Source organism: Paenibacillus durus ATCC 35681 (genome assembly GCF_000993825.1).
GTDB classification, from domain to species: domain Bacteria; phylum Bacillota; class Bacilli; order Paenibacillales; family Paenibacillaceae; genus Paenibacillus_AQ; species Paenibacillus_AQ durus_B.
This window is the reverse complement of record NZ_CP011114.1, coordinates 5,519,981-5,543,240: the sequence shown is the minus strand read 5'-3', so window position 1 is coordinate 5,543,240 and position 23,260 is coordinate 5,519,981. Positions and strand designations below refer to the sequence as shown.

Genomic DNA, 23,260 nt, shown 5'->3' with positions numbered 1-23,260 from the left:
TGGGCAAATCTACTGATTATGGAGTAATACCGCCCATGAAGAGATGCGCTCTTTTTTCGAAAGATTTCGATAAGGGCTTTTCTTTATTTGGGGCATGAATCTCTGTTACTTGGTTCCATTATACGGTTACAAACAGGGGTTCGCAATCAATTTTTAAGTAAGTAGACATGAGGGGTGAGTAAAGTTGGCAGGACATCTTGTTCAGTATGGTCGACGCACTCGGCGAAGCTATGCGAGAATTAACGAGGTACTCGAGGTCCCGAACCTGATTGAAATCCAACAAAAATCATACGATTGGTTTTTGGAGGAAGGACTGCGTGAAATGTTCCAGGACATCTCGCCGATCCAGGATTTCACAGGTAATTTGGTGCTGGAGTTCATTGATTACAGCTTGGGTGAACCGAAATATACGGTGGACGACGCCAAAGAGCGTGATGTGACGTATGCGGCGCCTCTTCGGGTGAAAGTGCGGCTCATCAACAAGGAGACCGGCGAAGTCAAGGAACAGGAAGTGTTCATGGGGGATTTCCCACTGATGACGGAGACCGGTACGTTTATTATTAACGGTGCGGAACGGGTAATTGTCAGCCAGTTGGTTCGCTCTCCTAGCGTCTACTTTAGCACTAAAGTGGATAAGAATGGCAAAAAAACCTACACGGCCACAGTTATTCCAAACCGCGGAGCATGGCTGGAGCTGGAGACCGACGCGAAGGATATCATGTATGTCCGGATCGATCGTACCCGTAAAATTCCGGTTACTGTGCTGCTGCGTGCTCTCGGATTCGGCAGCGACGCTGAAATTCTGGAACTGCTTGGCAATGATGAATATATTCGGAACACCCTTGACAAGGACAACACGGACTCTACGGAGAAGGCGCTTATCGAAATTTACGAACGTCTTCGTCCGGGCGAGCCGCCGACGCTTGATAACGCCAAGAGCTTGCTCGTAGCGCGTTTCTTCGACCCTAAGCGTTATGACCTGGCAAATGTGGGCCGCTACAAAATCAACAAGAAGCTGCACATCAAGAATCGTCTCTTTAACCAGCGGCTGGCTCAACCTTTGGTGGATGAATCGACCGGGGAAATTCTGGCCGAGACCGGCCAGATGGTAGATCGCCGTCTGCTGGACGAACTGCTGCCGTATTTCGAAAAAAATATGGCTGCCAAGACCTACCGCGTAAGCGGTGGCGTTCTGGATAGTGAAGACATTCCTCTCCAAACGGTGGAGGTATTCTCCCCGATTGAAGAAGGGAGAGTGATTAAGCTCATCGCTAACGGCAATATCGACAAATCGATCAAGCATATCACTCAGGCTGATATTATTTCCTCGATCAGCTACTTTATTAATCTTCTGCACGGTATCGGCAACACCGACGATATCGACCACTTGGGCAACCGCCGTCTGCGTTCCGTGGGCGAGCTTCTGCAGAACCAGTTCCGTATCGGTCTTTCCCGGATGGAACGCGTGGTGCGGGAGAGAATGTCGATTCAGGATGCGAATGCGATCACGCCGCAGGCGCTGATCAACATCCGTCCGGTTATCGCGTCGATCAAGGAGTTCTTCGGAAGCTCCCAGCTGTCACGGTTTATGGACCAGACGAACCCACTTGCGGAGCTGACGCATAAACGCCGTCTGTCCGCGCTCGGTCCGGGTGGTCTGACACGTGAACGCGCGGGCTTTGAGGTACGCGACGTCCATCACAGTCACTACGGCCGGATGTGTCCGATCGAGACCCCGGAAGGTCCGAACATCGGTTTGATCAACTCCTTGTCCACTTTTGCCCGCATTAACGAATACGGCTTTATTGAAGCGCCGTACCGTTGGGTCGATCCAAAGACGGGTCAGGTCACGGAACAAATCGATTACCTCACGGCAGACGAAGAAGATAATTACGTAGTCGCTCAGGCGAATGCCGATTTGACGGAGGAAGGCACGTTTGCGGATGAGATGGTTATCGTCCGTTACAACAAGCTGTCCGACAACATCACGACAATGCCGAGCAACCGAGTAGATTACATGGACGTTTCGCCAAAACAGGTTGTATCCGTCGCGACGGCGCTCATTCCGTTCCTTGAGAACGATGACTCCAACCGCGCGCTGATGGGTTCCAACATGCAGCGTCAGGCCGTTCCGCTGCTCATTCCGAAAGCGCCGCTTGTCGGCACGGGAATGGAGCATAAATCGGCAAAAGATTCGGGCGTATGTATCGTCTCTAAATATGACGGTATCATCGAGCGCTCTTCTGCCAACGAAATCTGGCTGCGGCGTGTTGAGACTGTAGACGGCAAAGAAGTTAAAGGCGACATCGTTAAATATAAATTACACAAATTTATGCGTTCGAACCAAGGTACTTGCATTAACCAGCGTCCTCTCGCCAAGAGAGGCGATATCGTCAAGAAAGGTGATATCCTGGCAGACGGTCCTTCCACGGAGATGGGCGAATTGGCCCTTGGCCGCAACGTAGTCGTTGCGTTTATGACTTGGGAAGGCTACAACTACGAGGATGCCATCTTGCTGAGCGAGAAGCTGGTGAAAGAGGATGTATATACTTCGATCCATATCGAGGAGTACGAATCCGAAGCGCGGGATACGAAGCTCGGACCGGAAGAGATTACGCGCGATATTCCGAATGTAGGCGAAGAAGCCCTTCGCAATTTGGATGAGCGCGGCATTATCCGGATCGGTGCGGAAATCAGCGCTGGCGATATTCTCGTCGGCAAGGTTACGCCAAAAGGCGTGACGGAGCTGACGGCGGAAGAACGCCTGCTGCACGCGATCTTTGGTGAGAAAGCCCGCGAAGTGCGCGATACTTCCCTGCGCGTGCCTCACGGAAGCGACGGCATTATCGTCGACGTCAAGGTATTTACACGCGAGAACGGCGACGAGCTGCCTCCTGGCGTCAACCAGTTGGTTCGTGTCTATATCGCTCAGAAGCGTAAAATCTCCGAGGGCGACAAAATGGCCGGACGTCACGGCAACAAGGGTGTCGTAGCCCGTATTCTGCCTGAAGAAGATATGCCATTCCTGCCGGACGGAACACCGGTACAGGTTGTGCTGAACCCGCTGGGCGTTCCTTCGCGGATGAACATCGGGCAGGTGCTTGAGGTTCACCTCGGATTCGCCGCCATGCGTCTGGGTATCCACGTCGCAACGCCGGTATTCGATGGAGCGCGTGAGTATGACGTGTTCGACACGATGGAAGAAGCCGGCATGCAGCGTAACGGTAAGACCATTCTGTACGACGGACGGACGGGCGAACGTTTTGAGCGTGAAGTTACGGTCGGCGTCATGCATATGATCAAGCTGGCGCACATGGTCGACGATAAAATCCATGCCCGTTCCACTGGACCATACTCGCTCGTTACGCAGCAGCCGCTCGGCGGTAAAGCCCAATTCGGTGGACAGCGTTTCGGCGAGATGGAAGTGTGGGCGCTTGAAGCTTACGGCGCCGCCTATACGCTGCAAGAGATTCTGACTGTTAAATCCGATGACGTTGTCGGACGTGTGAAGACATATGAATCCATTGTCAAAGGCGAGAATGTGCCGGAGCCGGGCGTTCCTGAGTCCTTCAAAGTATTGATCAAAGAGCTTCAGTCTCTCGGTATGGACGTCAAAATCCTGAGCGGTGACGAGCAGGAGATCGAAATGAAAGAACTGGACGACGAGGATGAGACTTCAAGCGACAAGCTGAGCCTCAATCTGGAAGGTGCGGAAGTCGGAGTGGAATAATTTTTCCCCATACAGTGAAGCGGCTCCCAGTGATTAAGTGCTCTGCGGCGCCGCTGAACTGCTGAGGATAACAATAAAGCGGCTGCGCCATCCTTTCCCGGGGTGGCCTTCCGTTGTATGACCGCAGCTTCTCCCGCTGCAAGGAGTAGGGAGAGGAACGGCGGCACCAAATCAGGATCAGGTTAAGGAGGGTTGCTCCTTGTTGGACGTAAACAATTTTGAATTCATGAAAATCGGGCTGGCTTCCCCGGAGAAGATTCGTTCTTGGTCCCGCGGAGAGGTTAAGAAACCGGAAACCATCAACTATCGCACACTCAAGCCGGAAAAAGAGGGTCTTTTCTGCGAACGGATCTTCGGACCGCAAAAAGACTGGGAGTGTCATTGCGGCAAATACAAACGCGTCCGTTATAAAGGCGTAGTCTGCGACCGCTGCGGCGTCGAAGTCACACGCGCCAAAGTGCGCCGCGAGCGTATGGGCCATATCGAGCTCGCTGCTCCGGTTTCGCATATCTGGTATTTTAAAGGCATTCCGAGCCGCATGGGTCTCGCGCTTGATATGTCTCCGAGATCGCTGGAAGAGATTATTTACTTCGCATCTTATGTCGTAACCGATCCCGGCGATACGCCTCTGGAGAAGAAACAGCTGCTGTCCGAGAAGGAATACCGCAGCTACCGCGAGAAGTACGGCTACGGCTTCCAAGCGAGCATGGGCGCGGAAGCGGTCAAGAAGCTGCTTCAGGATCTTGATATCGAAAAAGAGCTGGAATTCCTTAAGGAAGAACTGCGCACCGCTCAAGGCCAACGCCGCAACCGTGCGATCAAGCGCCTTGAAGTGATCGAAGCTTTCCGCAACTCCGGCAATAAGCCCGACTGGATGATCATGGACGTTCTCCCGGTTATTCCGCCGGAACTGCGTCCGATGGTACAGCTGGACGGCGGACGTTTCGCTACGTCTGACCTGAACGACCTGTACCGCCGCGTAATTAACCGCAACAACCGTCTGAAAAGACTGCTTGACCTTGGCGCTCCGGATATCATCGTGCAGAACGAGAAACGGATGCTTCAGGAAGCCGTCGACGCTCTAATCGACAACGGCCGCCGCGGCCGCCCGGTAACGGGCCCAGGCAACCGTCCGCTGAAATCGCTCAGCCATATGCTGAAAGGTAAGCAGGGCCGTTTCCGTCAGAACCTGCTCGGTAAACGGGTTGACTATTCCGGCCGTTCCGTTATCGTCGTAGGCCCTTACCTGAAAATGTACCAATGTGGTCTGCCTAAGAAAATGGCACTGGAGCTGTTCAAGCCGTTCGTCATGAAGGAACTGGTTAACAAAGGACTGGCCCATAACATTAAGAGCGCGAAACGCAAAGTCGAGCGCGTAAGCCCGGAAGTTTGGGATGTGCTTGAAGAGGTCATCAAAGAGCATCCGGTTCTGCTAAACCGTGCCCCCACGCTTCACCGTCTCGGTATTCAAGCGTTTGAACCGATTCTGGTGGAAGGCCATGCCATTCGTCTTCATCCGCTCGTATGTACAGCGTACAACGCTGACTTTGACGGTGACCAAATGGCCGTGCACGTTCCGCTCTCCGCGGAAGCACAGGCGGAAGCACGCATTCTGATGCTGGCATCCGGCAACATTTTGAACCCGAAAGACGGCAAGCCGGTCGTTACCCCTTCCCAGGATATGGTTCTTGGTTCCTTCTATCTGACCATGGACAACAAGGAAGAACAGGGCAGCGGCATGATTCTCCGTACCGTGAACGAAGCGGTTTCCGCATATCAGCGCGGCACAGCCGGTCTTCATGCGCGCGTAGCCATTCCGGTCAAGGCGCTTAACAAGACCAGCTTCACCGAGAAGCAGCAGACCGCTATGCTGATCACAACCGTCGGCAAAATTATTTTCAACGAAATTTTCCCGGCAAGCTTTCCTTACATCAACGAAGCGACACGCGACAATCTGCTGCAAGGCACGCCGGAGAAATATTTCATTTACGAAAAAGGCGCCAATATCCGCGAACTGATTGATGCGGTTCCGATCGCTGGCGCTGTCGGCAAAGAATATCTCGGCTCGATTATCGCCCGCTGTTTCGAAATTTACCATACAACCAAAACATCGGTTATTCTGGATAAAATCAAGCAGCTTGGCTTTACCTACTCTACCCGTGCGGGTGTAACGATCGCTGTATCGGACGTAATCGTTCCTGAAGAGAAGAAAGCCATTCTGAAGGAATCCGAAGAGAAGGTCGACGTTGTTGCCAAGCAATACCGCCGCGGTCTCATTACTAATGAAGAGCGGTATGACCGCGTCATTGAGATCTGGTCCAAGACGAAAGATGATCTGACCAACGTGCTTATGAAATCGATGGACCGTTTCAATTCCATCATGCTGATGGTGGATTCCAAAGCGCGGGGTAACAAATCGCAGATTACCCAGCTTGGCGGCATGCGCGGACTGATGGCGACGCCGTCGGGACGCATTTTCGAACTTCCGATCAAAGCGAACTTCCGCGAAGGCCTGACCGTCCTCGAGTACTTTATCTCTACTCACGGAGCGCGGAAAGGTCTGGCGGATACGGCGCTTCGTACCGCCGACTCCGGTTACCTGACACGCCGTCTCGTAGACGTGGCCCAGGACGTAATCGTCCGCGAGGATGATTGCGGCACCGACAAAGGCTTTACCGTTAGCCGTATCCAGGACGGCAAAGAGGTTATCGAGGATCTGTACGACCGTATTGAAGGCCGCTACTGCTTCGAGACCGTCCGTCATCCGGAAACAGGAGCAATCATTGTGCATCGCAATGATCTGATTGATTCCGACAAAGCGGAAGAGATCGTTAAAGCCGGCGTAGGCAAGCTGCAAATCCGCTCCGTACTGAGCTGCCGCGCCCGTCACGGCGTCTGCAAGAAGTGCTACGGACGCAACCTGGCTACCGGTAAGCACGTCGAGATTGGCGAAGCCGTCGGCATTATTGCCGCACAGTCTATCGGTGAACCGGGAACACAGCTTACTATGCGTACGTTCCATACCGGGGGCGTTGCGGGCGACGATATCACGCAAGGTCTTCCGCGTATCCAAGAGCTGTTTGAAGCGCGTAACCCGAAAGGGCAAGCGACCATCAGTGAAATCGACGGCGTCGTGAAGGAAATTCGCGAAGCGAAGGACCGCCGCGAAATCGAGGTTCAAGGTGAAGCGGAATCAAAAGTCTACTCGATTACCTACGGATCACGCCTGCGAGTAAGCGAAGGAGATGAGGTCGAGGCCGGCGACGAGCTGACCGACGGTTCCATCGATCCGAAAGAAATGCTGCGCATCAAGGGTATCCGCGGCGTGCAGAACTACATCCTTCAGGAAGTTCAGCGCGTATACCGGAACCAGGGCGTAGAAATCAACGACAAGCACGTTGAGGTCATGATTAGACAAATGCTGCGTAAAATCCGCATCATTGATGCCGGTGACACTAACCTGCTGCCTGGCTCCTTTGCGGATATCCATGAATATGAAGCAGCGAATAAGGAAGTAATTCTGTCCGGTAAAGAACCGGCTGTTGCGAAGCCTGTGCTGCTCGGTATTACGAAGGCATCGCTGGAAACAGACTCCTTCCTTTCCGCGGCATCGTTCCAGGAGACGACGCGCGTGCTGACCGACGCGGCCATCAAAGGCAAGGTCGACCAACTGCTCGGCCTCAAGGAGAACGTTATTATCGGTAAGCTGATTCCTGCCGGAACGGGCATGAACCGCTACCGCAATGTCAAATTGGTCAATCCGGAAGAAGAGCAAAGCGAAGAGGAAGCTTTGGAAACTGTTCCGGCTGAATAAAGCATGAATTCTCTGTTAGTCCATCCGCGCCGGCGCGATCTTTCGTTAAGTCCGGCGCGGAAGTCTGCAGAGAAATTTTTTTCGAAATTTTCTTGACACTGTAAGACGGCAGTGATAATATGTTAAAGGTGCGTGAGTATCCTTGTTATCTTTGTTCATTGGAGGGTTTTGTAATGACTGATGATAGAGGACTACGGGACGCTCAGATCAAGATCGGCACCAAGCAAACCGTCAAAGCGGTGGAGATGGGCCAGGCCGCAGAAGTCTATGTGGCGGAAGACGGAGATCCCAGGCTTACTTCAAGAATCGTTAGTCTTTGCAATAAGCATGGCGTCAAGTTGACTTATGTCGATACGATGCAGCAGTTGGGCAAGGCCTGCGGAATCGAAGTGGGCGCTGCAATGGCAGCCGTCTTAAAATAATAGCGTGAAGAACTGTTTTTGTGTCGTGAGAGTAACTCCGGTGGCAAAGACTTTTCATTTGTTCTTTTATGAACCGCCTGGGTCTGTGGGCTTAGCGAGAAGGTTTATAAGAGATCATTATTAGAGGAAGGGGGTGGCACAACAATGCCAACTATCAATCAATTGGTTCGTAAAGGCCGTCAAGCCAAGATCGAAAAATCGAAATCGCCTGCACTGCAAAAAGGATTTAACGCCCTGAAGCGTGAGGCTACGGATTTGAGCGCTCCGCAAAAACGCGGTGTGTGCACTCGTGTAGGTACAATGACTCCGAAGAAACCGAACTCCGCACTTCGTAAATATGCCCGTGTTCGCTTGACGAACCGTGTAGAGGTGACGGCTTACATTCCGGGTATCGGACATAACCTGCAAGAGCACAGCGTGGTGCTGATTCGCGGAGGCCGGGTTAAAGACCTTCCGGGTGTTCGTTACCACATCGTTCGCGGCGCGCTGGATACAGCAGGCGTGAACAACCGGATGCAATCCCGCTCCAAATACGGCGCGAAACGTCCGAAAGCTAAGAAATAATAAATGAACGAATAAGAACAATCTAATGAAAGGGGGATATCCATGCCACGCAAAGGTCCAGTTTCCAAAAGAGACGTACTGCCGGATCCGGTGTATAACAGCAAACTGGTTACTCGTTTGATTAACCGTGTAATGCTGGATGGTAAAAGAGGTGTCGCTCAAAGCATTCTGTACAACGCGTTCAAGTTGATTGAAGAACGTACGGGGAAAGACCCAATGGAAGTGTTTGAAGCAGCCATCAAGAACATTATGCCGGTTCTCGAGGTTAAAGCTCGCCGTGTCGGCGGCGCGAACTACCAAGTGCCGATCGAAGTTAAACCGGAGAGACGTACTTCCCTGGGATTACGTTGGCTCGTGAACTACTCCCGCAACCGCGGTGAGAAGACGATGGAAGAGCGTTTGGCGGCTGAGATTATCGATGCTTCCAATAACACAGGCGCTTCCGTTAAGAAACGTGAAGACACGCATAAAATGGCTGAAGCGAATAAAGCATTCGCTCACTACCGCTGGTAGGATCAAGGTCAATCAAATAACTTCATTTTTGAAGGGAGACCCCATTCATGGCAAGAGAGTTCTCCTTGAAAAATACACGTAATATCGGGATCATGGCGCATATTGACGCTGGTAAGACAACCACCACGGAACGGATTCTCTTCTATACAGGCCGTACGCACAAAATCGGTGAAGTTCACGAAGGTGCAGCAACGATGGACTGGATGGAGCAAGAGCAGGAGCGCGGAATTACGATTACTTCCGCCGCTACCACTGCTGCGTGGAAAGGTCACCGGGTCAACATCATTGATACCCCGGGACACGTTGACTTCACCGTTGAAGTTGAACGTTCCCTTCGTGTATTGGACGGGGCAGTAGGCGTTTTCAGTGCAAAAGAGGGCGTTGAGCCTCAGTCTGAAACTGTTTGGAGACAGGCTGACCGTTATGGCGTTCCCCGGATCGCCTATGTTAACAAAATGGATATCATCGGAGCGGATTACCTTAACGTAGTTAAGGATATGCGTGAGCGTCTGCAAGCAAATGCGGTTGCCATTCAGCTGCCGATCGGTGCCGAGAACGACTTCATCGGCATCATCGACCTGGTAGAGCAAAAAGCCCATATGTACAAAGACGATCTTGGCCGTGATATTGAAGTGACGGATATCCCGTCCGAATTCCTGGATCAAGTCGAAGAGCTGCGCAACGAGCTCATTGAGAAAGTTGCGGAACTCGATGAAGATCTGACCATGAAGTACCTGGAAGGCGAAGAGATTACCATTGACGAAATCAAGGCTGCACTGCGCAAAGGCGTAGTGGACGTTAAGATTTTCCCGGTGATCTGCGGATCTTCTTATCGTAACAAAGGGGTTCAGCTGATGCTGGACGCTGTTATTGATTACCTGCCGGCTCCGATTGATGTTCCATCGATCAAGGGTCATCTCGAAGATGGTACGGAAGCCGAGCGTCACTCTTCGGACGAAGAGCCGTTCTCCGCGTTGGCATTTAAAATCATGACTGACCCTTATGTTGGTAAGCTGACCTTCTTCCGCGTATATTCCGGTATTCTGGAGTCCGGTTCTTACGTTCTGAATGCCACAAAAGGCAAACGCGAGCGTATCGGACGTATCCTGCAAATGCACGCGAACAGCCGCCAGGAAATCTCTATTGTGTATTCCGGAGACATCGCAGCTGCTGTAGGTTTGAAAGACACTGGAACAGGTGATACACTGTGTGATGAGAAGCATCCGGTTATTCTCGAATCGATGAACTTCCCGGATCCGGTTATCGAGATCGCAGTTGAACCTAAGACGAAGGCCGACCAAGACAAAATGGGCGTTGCTCTCGGCAAGCTTACTGAGGAAGACCCGACGCTGCGCGCGCATACCGATGAAGAAACGGGACAAACGATTCTTGCCGGTATGGGTGAGCTTCACTTGGATATCATCATTGACCGTATGCGTCGTGAATTCAAGGTGGAGACCAACGTTGGTAAACCACAGGTTGCTTATCGTGAAACGTTCAGAGCTCCGGCTCGCGTCGAAGGTAAGTTCGTTCGTCAGTCCGGCGGTCGCGGTCAATACGGCCACGTATGGGTTGAATTCGAGCCTCTTGAGGCAGGTACTGGCAGCCAGTTCGAAAGTAAGGTTGTCGGCGGTTCCGTACCGAGAGAATACATCGCCCCTGCGCTTGCAGGTATTGAAGAGCAAATGAAGAACGGCGTTATCGCCGGCTTCCCGCTCGTTGATGTCAAGGCAACCATCGTTGATGGTTCCTACCATGATGTCGACTCCAACGAAATGGCGTTCAAAATTGCCGGTTCGATGGCGCTTAAAGCAGCCAAAGACAAGTGTAAACCTGTCCTGCTTGAGCCAATCATGAAAGTGGAAGTAACAGTGCCTGAGGAATACATGGGCGACGTTATGGGTATGCTGAACTCCCGCCGTGGACGGATCGAAGGTATGGATTCCCGCGCCGGAGCCCAAATTATCCGTGCGAAAGTACCTCTTTCCGAAATGTTCGGTTATTCCACTACCCTGCGTTCCGGTACACAAGGCCGCGGCGTATTCTCGATGGAACTCTCCCACTACGAAGAAGTTCCTAAATCCATTGCGGACGAGATCGTGGCTAAGAACAAAGGCGCAGAGTAATCCATGTTTTACTTGCCGTCCGATTGGTTCCTTTCAGTCATCATAGAGTCAGCTAAAGATCGGACGGCTCCAATAATAAGAACCAATATTAAGGAGGAACTGTTCAAATGGCAAAGGCTAAGTTTGAACGTACTAAACCGCACGTTAACATCGGTACTATCGGTCACGTCGACCATGGTAAAACGACTCTGACTGCTGCAATCACAACTGTATTGTCCAAAAAATACGGCGGTGCCGCTGTAGCATTCGATCAAATCGACAAAGCTCCGGAAGAGCGCGAACGTGGTATCACCATCTCCACAGCTCACGTTGAATATGAAACTCCTAACCGTCACTACGCACACGTAGACTGCCCTGGACACGCCGACTATGTTAAAAACATGATCACCGGCGCAGCGCAAATGGACGGCGCTATCTTGGTTGTATCCGCAGCTGACGGCCCAATGCCGCAAACTCGCGAACACATCCTGCTGTCCCGCCAAGTAGGCGTTCCTTACATCGTCGTATTCCTGAACAAATGCGACATGGTTGAAGACGAAGAGCTTCTGGAACTGGTTGAAATGGAAGTTCGCGACCTGCTGAACGAATACGAATTCCCGGGCGACGACACTCCAATCACTCGCGGTTCCGCTCGTGAAGCTCTGCAAAACCCTGACGGCGAATGGGCTCAAAAGATCGTTGAAATGTTCGAAACGATCGACACGTACATTCCGCTGCCAGAGCGCGACACTGACAAGCCTTTCCTTATGCCTGTCGAGGACGTATTCTCCATCACTGGCCGCGGTACCGTGGCAACTGGCCGCATAGACCGCGGAACAGTTAAAGTGGGCGACGAAGTTGAAATCGTTGGTATCCAAGAAGAAACGAAGAAATCCGTCGTTACCGGCGTTGAAATGTTCCGTAAACTTCTTGACTCCGCTCAAGCCGGTGACAACATTGGCGCTCTGCTCCGTGGTGTTGACCGTAACCAAATCGAGCGCGGACAAGTGTTGGCCAAACCGAATTCCGTTAAGCCGCACACTGAGTTCACTGCTCAAATCTATGTCCTGACTAAAGAAGAGGGTGGCCGTCACAAGCCCTTTTTCACAGGATACCGTCCTCAGTTCTACTTCCGTACAACTGACGTAACGGGTATCATCAACCTGCCAGAAGGTACTGAAATGGTAATGCCTGGCGACAACATTACAGTAACTGTTCAACTGATCGCCCCGATCGCTATCGAAGAAGGAACAAAGTTCTCCATTCGTGAAGGCGGCCGTACAGTTGGAGCCGGTACTGTAGCTACAATCCAAAAATAAGTTCGGACTCTTACTCTTTAAGAGGAAGATAAGGACTTACAAGCAGGGACTCTTCATAATGAAGGGTTCCTGTTTTTTTATTTATATTTTCTAAACACAATTAATAATAAAAATTTAAAATAATTTAATTCGTGTCTTCAGCAAACTACATAAAATGCCGAAGATATAAATACAACTCTGTTTCAACCGTAACAAGAAATATTAGATTATATGGGGTGATCTGTATGGGGAAATGTCCGTTTGCTTTTTTACATGGTTTATCTTTTCAAAAGAAGAGAGTGGCTCCCTATGAACCTCATTCCTTCCTCCTTGCCAGCGAACAAGCTCGGGGTTCAGAATCTCACCATTCGATACAAGGTCAGGAAGAATTGAATGAGCAGATGAGAATGATAGACTTGACTGATGATGACCTGGAGCTGCTGCGCAGAATGAAGCCTGCGATAGTACGGAATATTGACGAGATTACCGACCATTTTTATAGCTCAGTAGTTGATGTGGATAAGCTGGAACGGATCATCGTCAAGCACAGCAGCATCGACAGGCTGAAGCAAACTCTGCGAGAACATATCGTCGAAATTTTTGACGGCAGTGTGGACAATCGTTACATAACGAAACGGCTGGTTATCGCTAACATCCATAAGAAGGTTGGATTAGAGCCGAAGTGGTATTTGTCCGCTTTTCAAAATCTGCAAAATGTATTTATTGGCGTTATCTATAAAGAAGCATTTAATGATGCGGAACGGCTTAAAATGGTACAAACACTGACCAAACTTTTAAATCTGGAACAGCAGCTCGTTCTGGAAGCCTACGAAAAAGAGAATATCAGAGAAAAAGAAGAGCAATATGAAATTGTGAAAAATGAGTTGAAACAGAAAATTGCCGAATTCAGCGGCGAATTGGTCGATCTCAGTATGGATACAAATGCAGCGATCGAGCAATTGGTTACAAGCAGTAATGAAGTTAATAATTCATTCCAACGCACCGCTTTTTCAGCCCTTGAATCTCAAGAGAAGGCAAAAGACGGACGTGAGCTGCTGAGCAGGCTGAACGGGCAGATTGGACATATTTTTGAAAGAACGAATGAAATGGAACAATCGGTAAAAGAGCTTAGCCAATTTTCAAAACAAATTCAGACGATTGTCGGCGCGGTTCAGGAAATTGCGGATCAGACCAAAATATTATCGCTTAACGCAACAATAGAAGCGGCAAGAGCGGGTGAGCACGGAAGAGGCTTCAGCGTCGTTGCCCAAGAGGTCAACCGGTTGGCAGAAGATACAAAAAGCACGGTTGTACACATCGGAGAATTGACGGCCAAATCCGGTATTCTGACCACACAGGTGGTGGAAGAAATCCGAAAAGTGCAGGAACTGACGGAAAGCGGCAAGCAGCAATCGGATGAGACCAGCCAACTGTTCTCCGACATTTTGGATACGATGCAGAGCAGCACCCGGGAGATCGTAACGGTAGAAGAAGAGATCCGGACACTGATCCATACTATAGAAGGAATAGGGGCGACAACTGCACAGACAGCCGCATCGGCGGAGTATTTCAAGTTGGCAACAGCTAATCTATAATGTAAAAAAGCTGCACATAACGGCGCATGAAAAAATCATGCGTTGTTTTGTTTTTTTGCTTGCAATAGGCGAAAAGATTCTATATAATAATAAATGTTGTTCTGCGACGTTGCGATGATGTGAGAGGTTACTGACACACCCGGCTCCTTTGCCATGAAGCCTGGGGTCAGAAAATTTTCACGGAGTATGTCCGATAATAAATTGGGCGATAGAAGGAGGGACTAAAATGGCAAAGCAAAAAATTCGTATCCGCTTGAAAGCATACGACCACAGAATTCTTGATCAATCCGCTGAGAAGATCGTTGAAACGGCAAAACGTTCCGGTGCAGGTGTATCGGGGCCGATTCCGCTGCCAACTGAGAAACAAGTTATTACTATTCTCCGTGCGGTGCACAAGTACAAGGATTCCCGTGAACAGTTCGAAATGCGTACTCACAAGCGTCTGATCGACATTGTGAATCCAACGCCACAAACTGTGGATGCCTTGATGCGCTTGGATCTGCCGTCCGGTGTAGATATCGAAATTAAATTGTAATTCTTCTATTAGAAACAGGAAAAGAAAAGAGGTGTCAACATGAAAGGTATCTTAGGAAAAAAACTCGGTATGACTCAAGTGTTTACTCCTGAAGGTAACGTAATCGCGGTTACGGTTATCGAAGCGGGTCCTTGTGTGGTACTGCAAAAGAAAGACCTCAATACCGACGGGTATGAAGCAGTGCAGTTGGGCTTTTCCGATAAGAAAAACACCAACAAGCCTGAACAAGGTCACGCCCAGAAGGCAAATGCAACACCTAAGCGCTACGTTCGCGAAATTCGCGGTGTTGACCTCGGGGCACTCGAGGTTGGACAAGAACTGAAGGCTGACGTCTTCGCAGAAGGCGAATTTGTTGACGTAACCGGAATTTCCAAAGGCAAAGGCTTCCAAGGCGTTATCAAACGCTGGGGACAAAGCCGCGGACCAATGGCTCACGGCTCCCGTTACCATAGAAGACCGGGTTCGATGGGTTCCATCCAAGCCAACCGTGTTCCTAAAGGCAAACGCCTGCCAGGACATATGGGTCATGAAACGGTGACGATTCAAAAGCTTGAAGTCGTCAAAGTGGACGTAGAACGTAATGTTTTGCTGGTGAAAGGCTCCATTCCTGGACCTAAGAACAGCTTCGTAAAGGTTAAAGAAACCGTTAAGAAATAACTTTTGAAGAAAGGAGGAACATGAAATGCCAAAAGTAACACTTTTCAATATCAGTGGTAACGAAGTTGGTGAAGTTGAACTGAGCGACGCGATTTTCGGTATCGAGCCGAATACTCACGTGCTGAATGAAGCGGTTCTTCTGCAAAGAGCTTCCCTGCGTCGTGGTACACACAAAGTTAAAGGACGTTCCGAAGTTCGTGGCGGCGGACGCAAGCCTTGGAAACAAAAAGGCACAGGCCGTGCTCGTCAAGGTTCGATTCGTTCTCCTCAATGGAAAGGCGGCGGCGTTGTCTTCGGACCGACTCCTCGCAGCTATTCCTGGAAACTGCCTAGAAAGGTTCGGCGTCTGGCGATCAAATCCGCGTTGTCCTCGAAAGTTATCGAGAGCAACATCATCGTACTGGATAGCCTGACTCTGAATGCTCCGAAGACGAAAGAATTCGTAGCCATTCTGAACAACCTGAAGGTAGCTCAAAAAGCTCTGATCGTAGCTCCTAGCTATGACGACAATGTAGCTCTCTCCGCCCGCAACATCCCTGGGGTGAAGTTCTTGGCGGCTGATGGCATTAACGTTCTTGACGTGCTGACGTACGACAAACTGATCATCACCAAAGATGCAGTTTCTAAGGTAGAGGAGGTGTTCGCGTAATGAAAGATCCTCGCGATATCATCAAACGTCCGGTGATTACGGAACGCACATCCGAATACATGAGCGATTTGAAATATGCTTTTGAAGTGGACATTCGTGCCAACAAGACCGAAATCAAACAGGCTGTAGAGGCCATTTTTAAAGTAAAAGTCGTTGCTGTGAACACACTGCGCGTGCCTGGAAAGCTGAAGCGTTATGGACGCTACTCCGGCTACACCCCGGAATGGAAGAAAGCCATCGTGAAGCTCAGCCCAGACAGCAAGCCGCTCGAGTTCTTTGAAGCGGTAGAATAATATCCTGTAAAGCAAGGAGGGAAACAAAGTGCCAATCAAAAAGTACAAACCGACTTCTCCGGCTAGACGCGGAATGTCCGTGTCTACGTTTGAAGAAATCACAACAAACCAGCCTGAGAAATCGCTGCTGGCGCCGCTGAGCAAAAAAGCGGGCCGCAACAACCAAGGTAAAATTACGGTTCGTCACCACGGCGGCGGACATAAGCGTAAATACCGTATCATCGACTTCAAGCGGACGAAAGACGGCATACCAGGCAGCGTTGCTACGATTGAGTATGATCCGAACCGCACATCCAATATTGCCCTGATTCACTACGCAGACGGAGAGAAACGTTACATCATCGCTCCTAAAGGTCTGAAAGTTGGGGATAAGATCGAATCCGGTCCTGCAGCGGACATCAAAATCGGTAACACGCTTCCGCTGTCCAACATTCCGGTAGGTACAGTTATCCACAACATTGAGCTGAAGCCTGGCAAGGGCGGCCAATTGGTTCGCGCAGCCGGTACGGAAGCGCAGTTGCTCGGTAAAGAAGACAAGTACGTTTCCGTGCGTCTCTCTTCCGGTGAAGTTCGCAGAATTCTGAGCGTATGCCGTGCTACAATCGGTTCGGTTGGCAACGAAGACCACGAACTGATCAAGATCGGTAAAGCCGGCCGCAGCCGTTGGCTAGGTCAACGTCCTGAAGTTCGCGGTGTTGTTATGAACCCGAATGATCACCCTCACGGTGGTGGTGAAGGACGCGCTCCGATCGGACGTAAATCGCCGTTGTCTCCTTGGGGCAAACCGACTCTCGGATACAAAACGCGTAAGAAAAACAAAGCTTCTGATAAATATATTATTCGTCGCCGCACGAAATAAGACGCTTCTAGGTGAGCTTGAACCCGCGAAGCGTCGAATCGCGGCTTGAACATTTGATGAAGGGAGGATTCATACATGAGTCGCAGTTTGAAGAAGGGGCCTTTTATCGACGGCTACCTGCTGAAAAAAGTTGAAGACTTGAACGTTTCGGGCAAAAAAGTTGTCATCAAGACTTGGTCCCGCCGCTCAACCATTTTCCCTCAATTTATCGGACATACGTTTGGCGTGTATGACGGCCGTAAACACGTGCCTGTATACGTAACGGAAGATATGGTAGGTCACAAGTTGGGCGAGTTCGCGCCAACGCGTACTTACAAAGGCCACGCGGGTGACGATAAGAAGACGAGAAGATAATAACAGATTCTCTGCTTAGAGAGGAGGGAAAACAATGCAAGCAAAAGCGCATGCAAGATCGGTGCGGATTTCCGCTCGTAAAGCGAAACTGGTTGTTGACTTGATTCGCGGCAAGCAGGTGGGAGAGGCAATTGCTATCCTTCGCCACACTCCGAAATCCGCTTCCCCTGTAGTTGAAAAGCTGCTGAACTCGGCGATCGCCAATGCCGAGCACAACTATTCGATGGACGTAAACAACTTGTTTATCAGCGAAGTTTTCGTTAACCAAGGTCCAACGATGAAACGGTTCCGTCCGCGCGCGATGGGTCGCGCCAGCCGGATTAACAAACGCACCAGCCACATTACTTTGGTGGTATCTGAGAAATAAGGAGGGATAACGTGTGGGTCAAAAGGTAAATCCAGTCGGACTTCGGATCGGGATTATTCGTGACTGGGAATCCAAATGGTATGCAGGCAAAGATTTCGGAACACTTCTTCTGGAAGACGTCAAAATTCGGGAATACCTCAAAGGCAAGCTGAAAGATTCCGCTGTTTCCCGTATTGAAATTGAAAGAGCGGCTAGCCGTGTGAACGTTACAATTCATACTGCCAAACCAGGTATGGTTATTGGTAAGGGCGGCGCTGAAGTCGAAGTGCTTCGCAGCGCGGTTACTCAAATCGCAGGCGGCAAGAAAGTACACATTAATATCAATGAAATCAAACACCCTGAGCTGGACGCTATTCTCGTTGCCGAGAGCATCGCACAACAACTGGAGCGTCGTGTGTCGTTCCGCCGTGCGCTTAAGCAGGCTATCCAAAGAACAATGCGTTCTGGTGCAAAAGGGATTAAAACTTCTGTCAGCGGACGTCTTGGCGGCGCCGAGATCGCTCGTACGGAAGGCTATAGCGAAGGAACAGTTCCACTTCATACGCTTCGTGCCGACATCGACTACGGAACGGCTGAAGCTCATACAACTTACGGCCGGATCGGCGTAAAAGTATGGATCTATCGTGGAGAGGTACTTCCTACGGCTAAGAAACAAGCTGCTAAGGAAGGAGGCAACTAATCATGTTGGTACCAAAACGTGTTAAGCACCGCAAACAACAACGCGGTCACATGAAGGGTCTGGCAAAAGGCGGCACCGAGCTGAACTTCGGCGAATTCGGTCTGCAAGCTCTGGAGCCATCTTGGATCACTAACCGTCAAATCGAAGCGGCTCGTATCGCGATGACCCGTTACATCAAACGGGGCGGTAAAGTTTGGATCAAGATTTTCCCTGACAAGCCGATTACTCAAAAGCCTCTCGAGGTTCGGATGGGTAGCGGTAAAGGTAACGTTGAGAAATGGGTAGCCGTTGTTAAACCGGGCAAGATTATGTTCGAACTCGGAGGCGTGTCTGAAGAAATCGCTCGTGAAGCGATGCGTCTTGCCTCTCACAAGCTGCCAGTTAAGACTAAGTTTGTGAAACGTGAAGAATTGGGTGGTGAAGCAAATGAAAGCTAATGAACTTCGCAACTTGACCACTGCCGAGATTGAACAAAAGATTGCTGGCTTCAAAGAAGAGCTCTTTAATCTGCGTTTTCAACTGGCAACAGGCCAACTGGACAACCCGACTCGGATTCGTGATGTGCGTAGAGAAATAGCTCGTGCTAAAACCGTTATCCATGAGAGAGTACTTGGGATCAGCTAAGTGAAACGGATGGAATGATCCGTATCAGGAAGGAGGCTAATTATGAGCGAAGAACGCAACGCGCGCAAAGTGCAAATCGGTAAAGTTGTCAGCGACAAAATGGACAAAACGATCGTGGTTGCCGTTGAAACTTACAAAAAACATGATCTGTACCACAAACGCATCAAATACACCAAGAAATTTAAAGCGCATGATGAGAACAATACTGCCCAAATCGGCGATACTGTAAAAATCATGGAAACTCGTCCGCTCTCCAAGGACAAACGCTGGAGACTGGTTGAAGTGGTGGAAAAAGCGGTTATCATCTAATGCGTCACATGGCAGTTTTCCCGAAAGGAGGAAATATTAATGATTCAACCATTTACACGCTTGCATGTAGCTGACAACTCCGGTGCGAAGGAACTGATGTGTATCCGCGTATTGGGCGGTACTGGACGTCGGACGGCAGCTATCGGCGATCTGATCGTTTGCTCGGTAAAACAAGCAACACCAGGCGGCGTTGTCAAAAAAGGTGATGTAGTAAAAGCGGTGGTTGTGCGCACGAAGCGCTCTGTACGCCGTAAGGACGGATCTTACATCGCATTTGACGAAAACGCAGCAGTTGTTGTAAAAGACGACAGAAGCCCGCGCGGAACACGTATTTTCGGACCAGTTGCCCGCGAACTTCGCGACAAGGACTACATGAAGATCGTTTCCTTGGCACCGGAAGTTATCTAATAAACTCCCCAAAAAGTGACGAGAAGCTCCGAAGCTGATACCGGGTACTTTTCGGGGGTCCCGATAGAGATCGTTTATAATCATGCTTACAAAGGCTAGTCATAGGAGGTGTAACAAATGCCTAGAGTGAAAAAAGTTCTGGAATCCCATAACAACAAACTGCACGTGAAAAAAGACGATGTGGTTATGGTGATCAGCGGAAAAGATAAAGGCAAGAAGGGCCGCGTCATCGCTGCGTATCCGCGCAAAAACCGCGTACTGGTAGAAGGCGTGAACATGGTGAAGAAGCACCAGAAGCCTAACCAGTTAAATCCGCAAGGCGGCATCATCGAGCAGGAAGCTGCGATCCACGTATCCAACGTTATGCACATCGATCCGAAGAGCGGCAAAGTAACCCGTATCGGTTATAAAGTGCTGGACAACGGCAAGAAGGTTCGTGTAGCGAAAAGATCCGGAGAGATCATCGACTAATATAGCGCTTAAGAAAGGAGGTTAACTCTTCATGGCAGCAAGAATGAAAGAACGTTTTCTGAACGAGATTACGCCGGCTCTGATTCAGAAGTTTAATTATAAAACGGTTATGCAAGTGCCGAAAATCGAGAAGGTTGTTATCAACATGGGCGTAGGCGACGCCGTGCAAAACTCGAAGGTGCTTGATTCCGCTGTGAACGATATGCAGCTGATCGCCGGTCAAAAACCGGTTATCACCAAAGCCAAGAAGTCTATCGCCGGCTTCAAACTGCGCGAGAACATGCCGATCGGCGTTAAGGTAACCCTTCGCGGTGAACGCATGTACTACTTCCTGGACAAATTGTTCAACGTAACGCTTCCGCGCGTTCGTGACTTCCACGGTGTATCGACCAAAGCTTTCGACGGCCGCGGCAACTACACACTGGGTCTGAAAGAACAATTGATTTTCCCTGAGATCGAATATGACAAGGTGGACAAAGTCCGCGGTATGGATATCGTAATCGTAACGACAGCAAAGACGGATGAGGAATCCCGCGAGCTGCTGACTCAGCTGGGAATGCCTTTCGCGAAGTAAGGTTCGGTCGTTCAATTCTCCGAAACTGTTTAGGAGGTGTCAGGCTAAAGTGGCAAAAACTTCGATGAAAGTTAAACAACAACGTGCGCCGAAATTCAAAGTGCGTGCATACACACGCTGCGAGCGTTGCGGTCGTCCACATTCGGTACTGCAAAAGTTCAAAATTTGCAGAATTTGTTTCCGTGAATTAGCTTATAAAGGCCAGATTCCTGGCGTGAAAAAAGCAAGCTGGTAAGAAGTTTATATACGGGAAGGAGGTTTACACCAAATGACTATGTCTGATCCTATCGCAGATATGCTTACTCGCATTCGTAACGCCAACATCGTGCGTCACGAAACGGTAGAGCTGCCTGCTTCGACATTGAAAAAACAAATCGCCGATATCCTGAAGCGCGAAGGCTTCATCCGTGATGCGGAATTTGTTGAAGATAACAAACAAGGGCTTATCCGTATTTTCCTGAAATACGGCCCGCAACAAGAACGTGTTATTACCGGTCTGAAAAGAATCAGTAAGCCAGGCCTGCGCGTATACACAAAGAGCAACGAGGTTCCTCGTGTACTCGGCGGACTGGGCATCGCGATTATCTCCACATCCAAGGGAGTTATGACCGATAAGGAAGCTCGTCAAGCAAAATCCGGCGGCGAAGTTCTCGCCTACGTTTGGTAATCACGTCACAAGATAAGGAGGTGCAACACACATGTCTCGTATTGGTCGCAAACCAATCACAGTGCCTAGCGGTGTAGACGTGACGGTTAACAACACTGTCATCACCGTTAAAGGTCCTAAAGGTACTTTGACTCGTGAACTTCATAAGGATATGAAGGTTACGGTTGAAAATAACGAAATTCTTGTTGTTCGTCCTTCGGACAACAAACTGCATCGCTCTCTTCACGGCACGACCCGCTCCGTTGTCAACAACATGGTAAGCGGCGTGACCGAAGGATTCTCCAAATCTCTGGAACTGGTTGGGGTCGGATATCGTGCAAACAAATCCGGAGATAAAATCGTTCTGAACGTCGGCTACTCCCATCCGGTTGAGATCACTCCGGAACCGGGCATCGAGTTCGAAGTTCCTGCCAACACGAAAATCATCGTTAAAGGCATCGACAAAGAACGCGTAGGCGCCTATGCCGCGAAGATTCGTTCCGTACGCGAACCTGAGCCATATAAAGGCAAAGGGATTAAATATGAGGGCGAACGCATTATCCGTAAAGAAGGTAAAGCCGGTAAGAAGAAATAAGCCGGCTGGCCTTGTTCTTAAGATGCCTATGGCGTCTTAACGTGAAGCTGCCTTAAGGCAAACTGAAGGGAGTGAAAAGGAAGTCATGATTACAAAAGAGGACAAAAATAAAGCTCGTGTCAAAAGACACCTGCGTGTACGTAAGAAAATCGAAGGTACTACTGAACGCCCTCGCCTGAATGTGTTCCGTTCTTCCAAACACATTTATGCTCAACTGATCGATGATGTTAAGGGTGTAACGATCGCATCCGCATCGACGCTCGATAAAGAATTGAAAGATTCTGTAGGCAATGGCGGCAGCGTAGAGGCTGCAAGCAAAGTCGGCCAACTGGTTGCCGAGCGCGCCAAAGCAAAAGGACATACCGTAGTGGTATTCGACCGCGGAGGTTACCTGTATCATGGACGGATTCAAGCGCTTGCTGATGCAGCTCGCGAAGCTGGTCTTGAATTCTAGAAACATTCTTAAAAGGAGGTTAACGACTTGCGTGTAGATCCAAACACTTTAGAGCTGACAGAAAGAGTTGTTCACATTAACCGCGTTGCTAAAGTTGTAAAAGGCGGACGCCGTTTCAGCTTCAGCGCACTGGTTGTTGTCGGCGACGGCAAAGGCTGGGTCGGTGCGGGTATCGGTAAAGCCGGCGAAGTTCCGGATGCGATCCGCAAAGGCATCGAAGACGCCAAGAAAAATTTGATCCACGTTCCACTCGTAGGAACGACGATTCCTCACCTGGTTAACGGACATTTCGGCGCTGGACGTGTACTGCTGAAACCGGCATCGGAAGGTACTGGCGTTATCGCTGGCGGCCCTGTTCGTGCGGTATTGGAACTGGCTGGCGTGGGCGATATTCTGACAAAATCTTTAGGTTCTTCGAACTCCATGAATATGGTCAATGCAACTTTGGAGGGATTGTCCCGTCTGAAGCGCATTGAAGAGGTCGCGAAGCTTCGCGGCAAATCTATCGAAGAGCTTCGCGGTTAAGGAGGGGAACGTCAATGGCTAAATTGCAAATTACCCTCGTTCGCAGCTTGATCGGACGTCCGGAAACACAACGTGTGACCGTTAAGACGCTAGGCCTGCGTAAAATCAACTCGTCCGTGGTTCATAATGATAATCCTGCGATTCGCGGAATGATCAAACAAGTGAGCCATCTCGTATCCGTAACTGAAATTGAAGGCTAAGTCGCCTTTTACCCATTAAT

The 23,260-nt window shown here is 50.0% G+C and carries 28 protein-coding genes; all 28 read left to right on the top strand.

The features are described 5' to 3' along the window. Positions 1-184 precede the first annotated feature (184 nt). The 28 genes from rpoB to rpmD all read left to right on the top strand — a co-directional run bounded on the left by rpoB (position 185) and on the right by rpmD (position 23,240). Positions 185-3,730 carry a DNA-directed RNA polymerase subunit beta gene (rpoB, locus tag VK70_RS26000; protein ID WP_046723996.1) on the top strand — a complete coding sequence of 1,182 codons (3,546 nt, stop codon included), beginning with the start codon at positions 185-187 and terminating at the stop codon, positions 3,728-3,730. Between the two features lie 199 nt (positions 3,731-3,929). Next, positions 3,930-7,544, top strand: a complete 3,615-nt coding sequence (gene rpoC, locus VK70_RS25995) for a DNA-directed RNA polymerase subunit beta' (RefSeq protein WP_025699873.1) — start codon at positions 3,930-3,932, stop codon at positions 7,542-7,544. 173 nt (positions 7,545-7,717) lie between these two features. Continuing rightward, positions 7,718-7,966 (top strand): ribosomal L7Ae/L30e/S12e/Gadd45 family protein, encoded by a 249-nt coding sequence (locus VK70_RS25990; protein ID WP_025697592.1) that lies wholly within the window; start codon positions 7,718-7,720, stop codon positions 7,964-7,966. A gap of 144 nt (positions 7,967-8,110) precedes the next feature. Beyond that, positions 8,111-8,530 carry a 30S ribosomal protein S12 gene (rpsL, locus tag VK70_RS25985; RefSeq protein ID WP_025693021.1) on the top strand — a complete coding sequence of 140 codons (420 nt, stop codon included), beginning with the start codon at positions 8,111-8,113 and terminating at the stop codon, positions 8,528-8,530. 42 nt (positions 8,531-8,572) lie between these two features. Further along, a complete protein-coding gene (gene rpsG, locus VK70_RS25980; RefSeq protein ID WP_025336679.1) occupies positions 8,573-9,043 on the top strand; it encodes a 30S ribosomal protein S7 in 471 nt (156 codons plus the stop codon). Between the two features lie 47 nt (positions 9,044-9,090). Next, positions 9,091-11,169: an elongation factor G gene (gene fusA / locus VK70_RS25975; RefSeq protein WP_046723994.1), complete on the top strand. Its 2,079-nt coding sequence runs from the start codon at positions 9,091-9,093 to the stop codon at positions 11,167-11,169. Between the two features lie 107 nt (positions 11,170-11,276). Beyond that, complete coding sequence (tuf, locus tag VK70_RS25970; RefSeq protein ID WP_025694131.1) at positions 11,277-12,467, top strand: elongation factor Tu; 1,191 nt, start codon at positions 11,277-11,279, stop codon at positions 12,465-12,467. 224 nt (positions 12,468-12,691) lie between these two features. After that, a complete protein-coding gene (locus tag VK70_RS28135; protein WP_025694130.1) occupies positions 12,692-14,041 on the top strand; it encodes a globin-coupled sensor protein in 1,350 nt (449 codons plus the stop codon). Positions 14,042-14,267: 226 nt separating this feature from the next. After that, positions 14,268-14,576, top strand: a complete 309-nt coding sequence (gene rpsJ, locus VK70_RS25960; RefSeq protein WP_006676490.1) for a 30S ribosomal protein S10 — start codon at positions 14,268-14,270, stop codon at positions 14,574-14,576. Between the two features lie 39 nt (positions 14,577-14,615). Next, positions 14,616-15,233, top strand: a complete 618-nt coding sequence (gene rplC / locus VK70_RS25955; RefSeq protein ID WP_025693025.1) for a 50S ribosomal protein L3 — start codon at positions 14,616-14,618, stop codon at positions 15,231-15,233. 25 nt (positions 15,234-15,258) lie between these two features. Beyond that, positions 15,259-15,882, top strand: a complete 624-nt coding sequence (rplD, locus tag VK70_RS25950; RefSeq protein ID WP_025694129.1) for a 50S ribosomal protein L4 — start codon at positions 15,259-15,261, stop codon at positions 15,880-15,882. Beyond that, a complete protein-coding gene (gene rplW, locus VK70_RS25945; RefSeq protein WP_025694128.1) occupies positions 15,882-16,175 on the top strand; it encodes a 50S ribosomal protein L23 in 294 nt (97 codons plus the stop codon). Before rplD ends, rplW begins: the two co-directional genes overlap by 1 nt. Before the next feature lie 28 nt (positions 16,176-16,203). Further along, positions 16,204-17,034, top strand: coding sequence for a 50S ribosomal protein L2 (gene rplB, locus VK70_RS25940; RefSeq protein ID WP_025693027.1), 831 nt, complete (start codon positions 16,204-16,206; stop codon positions 17,032-17,034). A gap of 75 nt (positions 17,035-17,109) precedes the next feature. Continuing rightward, a complete protein-coding gene (gene rpsS, locus VK70_RS25935; RefSeq protein WP_025336671.1) occupies positions 17,110-17,388 on the top strand; it encodes a 30S ribosomal protein S19 in 279 nt (92 codons plus the stop codon). Positions 17,389-17,422: 34 nt separating this feature from the next. Next, entirely contained in the window at positions 17,423-17,755 is a 333-nt protein-coding gene (rplV, locus tag VK70_RS25930; protein ID WP_025693028.1) for a 50S ribosomal protein L22, read from the top strand. A 13-nt stretch (positions 17,756-17,768) separates the two neighbouring features. Next, positions 17,769-18,434 (top strand): 30S ribosomal protein S3, encoded by a 666-nt coding sequence (rpsC, locus tag VK70_RS25925; protein ID WP_025694127.1) that lies wholly within the window; start codon positions 17,769-17,771, stop codon positions 18,432-18,434. 2 nt (positions 18,435-18,436) lie between these two features. After that, complete coding sequence (gene rplP / locus VK70_RS25920) at positions 18,437-18,871, top strand: 50S ribosomal protein L16 (RefSeq protein WP_025693030.1); 435 nt, start codon at positions 18,437-18,439, stop codon at positions 18,869-18,871. Continuing rightward, positions 18,861-19,058 (top strand): 50S ribosomal protein L29, encoded by a 198-nt coding sequence (rpmC, locus tag VK70_RS25915; RefSeq protein ID WP_025693031.1) that lies wholly within the window; start codon positions 18,861-18,863, stop codon positions 19,056-19,058. Before rplP ends, rpmC begins: the two co-directional genes overlap by 11 nt. Before the next feature lie 42 nt (positions 19,059-19,100). After that, positions 19,101-19,367 carry a 30S ribosomal protein S17 gene (gene rpsQ / locus VK70_RS25910; RefSeq protein WP_025336666.1) on the top strand — a complete coding sequence of 89 codons (267 nt, stop codon included), beginning with the start codon at positions 19,101-19,103 and terminating at the stop codon, positions 19,365-19,367. Positions 19,368-19,406: 39 nt separating this feature from the next. Continuing rightward, the gene (gene rplN / locus VK70_RS25905; protein WP_019908234.1) at positions 19,407-19,775 is read left to right on the top strand and encodes a 50S ribosomal protein L14; all 369 of its coding nucleotides are present in this window, start codon (positions 19,407-19,409) and stop codon (positions 19,773-19,775) included. Between the two features lie 117 nt (positions 19,776-19,892). Then, positions 19,893-20,246, top strand: a complete 354-nt coding sequence (rplX, locus tag VK70_RS25900; protein ID WP_081754722.1) for a 50S ribosomal protein L24 — start codon at positions 19,893-19,895, stop codon at positions 20,244-20,246. A gap of 31 nt (positions 20,247-20,277) precedes the next feature. Next, positions 20,278-20,820: a 50S ribosomal protein L5 gene (gene rplE, locus VK70_RS25895; protein ID WP_025694126.1), complete on the top strand. Its 543-nt coding sequence runs from the start codon at positions 20,278-20,280 to the stop codon at positions 20,818-20,820. 49 nt (positions 20,821-20,869) lie between these two features. Next, positions 20,870-21,055, top strand: coding sequence for a type Z 30S ribosomal protein S14 (locus VK70_RS27610; protein WP_010348808.1), 186 nt, complete (start codon positions 20,870-20,872; stop codon positions 21,053-21,055). Between the two features lie 33 nt (positions 21,056-21,088). Continuing rightward, a complete protein-coding gene (gene rpsH / locus VK70_RS25890) occupies positions 21,089-21,487 on the top strand; it encodes a 30S ribosomal protein S8 (RefSeq protein WP_025694125.1) in 399 nt (132 codons plus the stop codon). Positions 21,488-21,518: 31 nt separating this feature from the next. Further along, complete coding sequence (gene rplF / locus VK70_RS25885) at positions 21,519-22,061, top strand: 50S ribosomal protein L6 (protein WP_025336662.1); 543 nt, start codon at positions 21,519-21,521, stop codon at positions 22,059-22,061. 85 nt (positions 22,062-22,146) lie between these two features. Then, positions 22,147-22,515 (top strand): 50S ribosomal protein L18, encoded by a 369-nt coding sequence (gene rplR / locus VK70_RS25880; RefSeq protein ID WP_025694124.1) that lies wholly within the window; start codon positions 22,147-22,149, stop codon positions 22,513-22,515. Positions 22,516-22,542: 27 nt separating this feature from the next. Further along, positions 22,543-23,040, top strand: a complete 498-nt coding sequence (gene rpsE, locus VK70_RS25875; RefSeq protein WP_025694123.1) for a 30S ribosomal protein S5 — start codon at positions 22,543-22,545, stop codon at positions 23,038-23,040. Between the two features lie 14 nt (positions 23,041-23,054). Continuing rightward, positions 23,055-23,240, top strand: coding sequence for a 50S ribosomal protein L30 (rpmD, locus tag VK70_RS25870; protein ID WP_025693035.1), 186 nt, complete (start codon positions 23,055-23,057; stop codon positions 23,238-23,240). Positions 23,241-23,260: the final 20 nt, after the last annotated feature.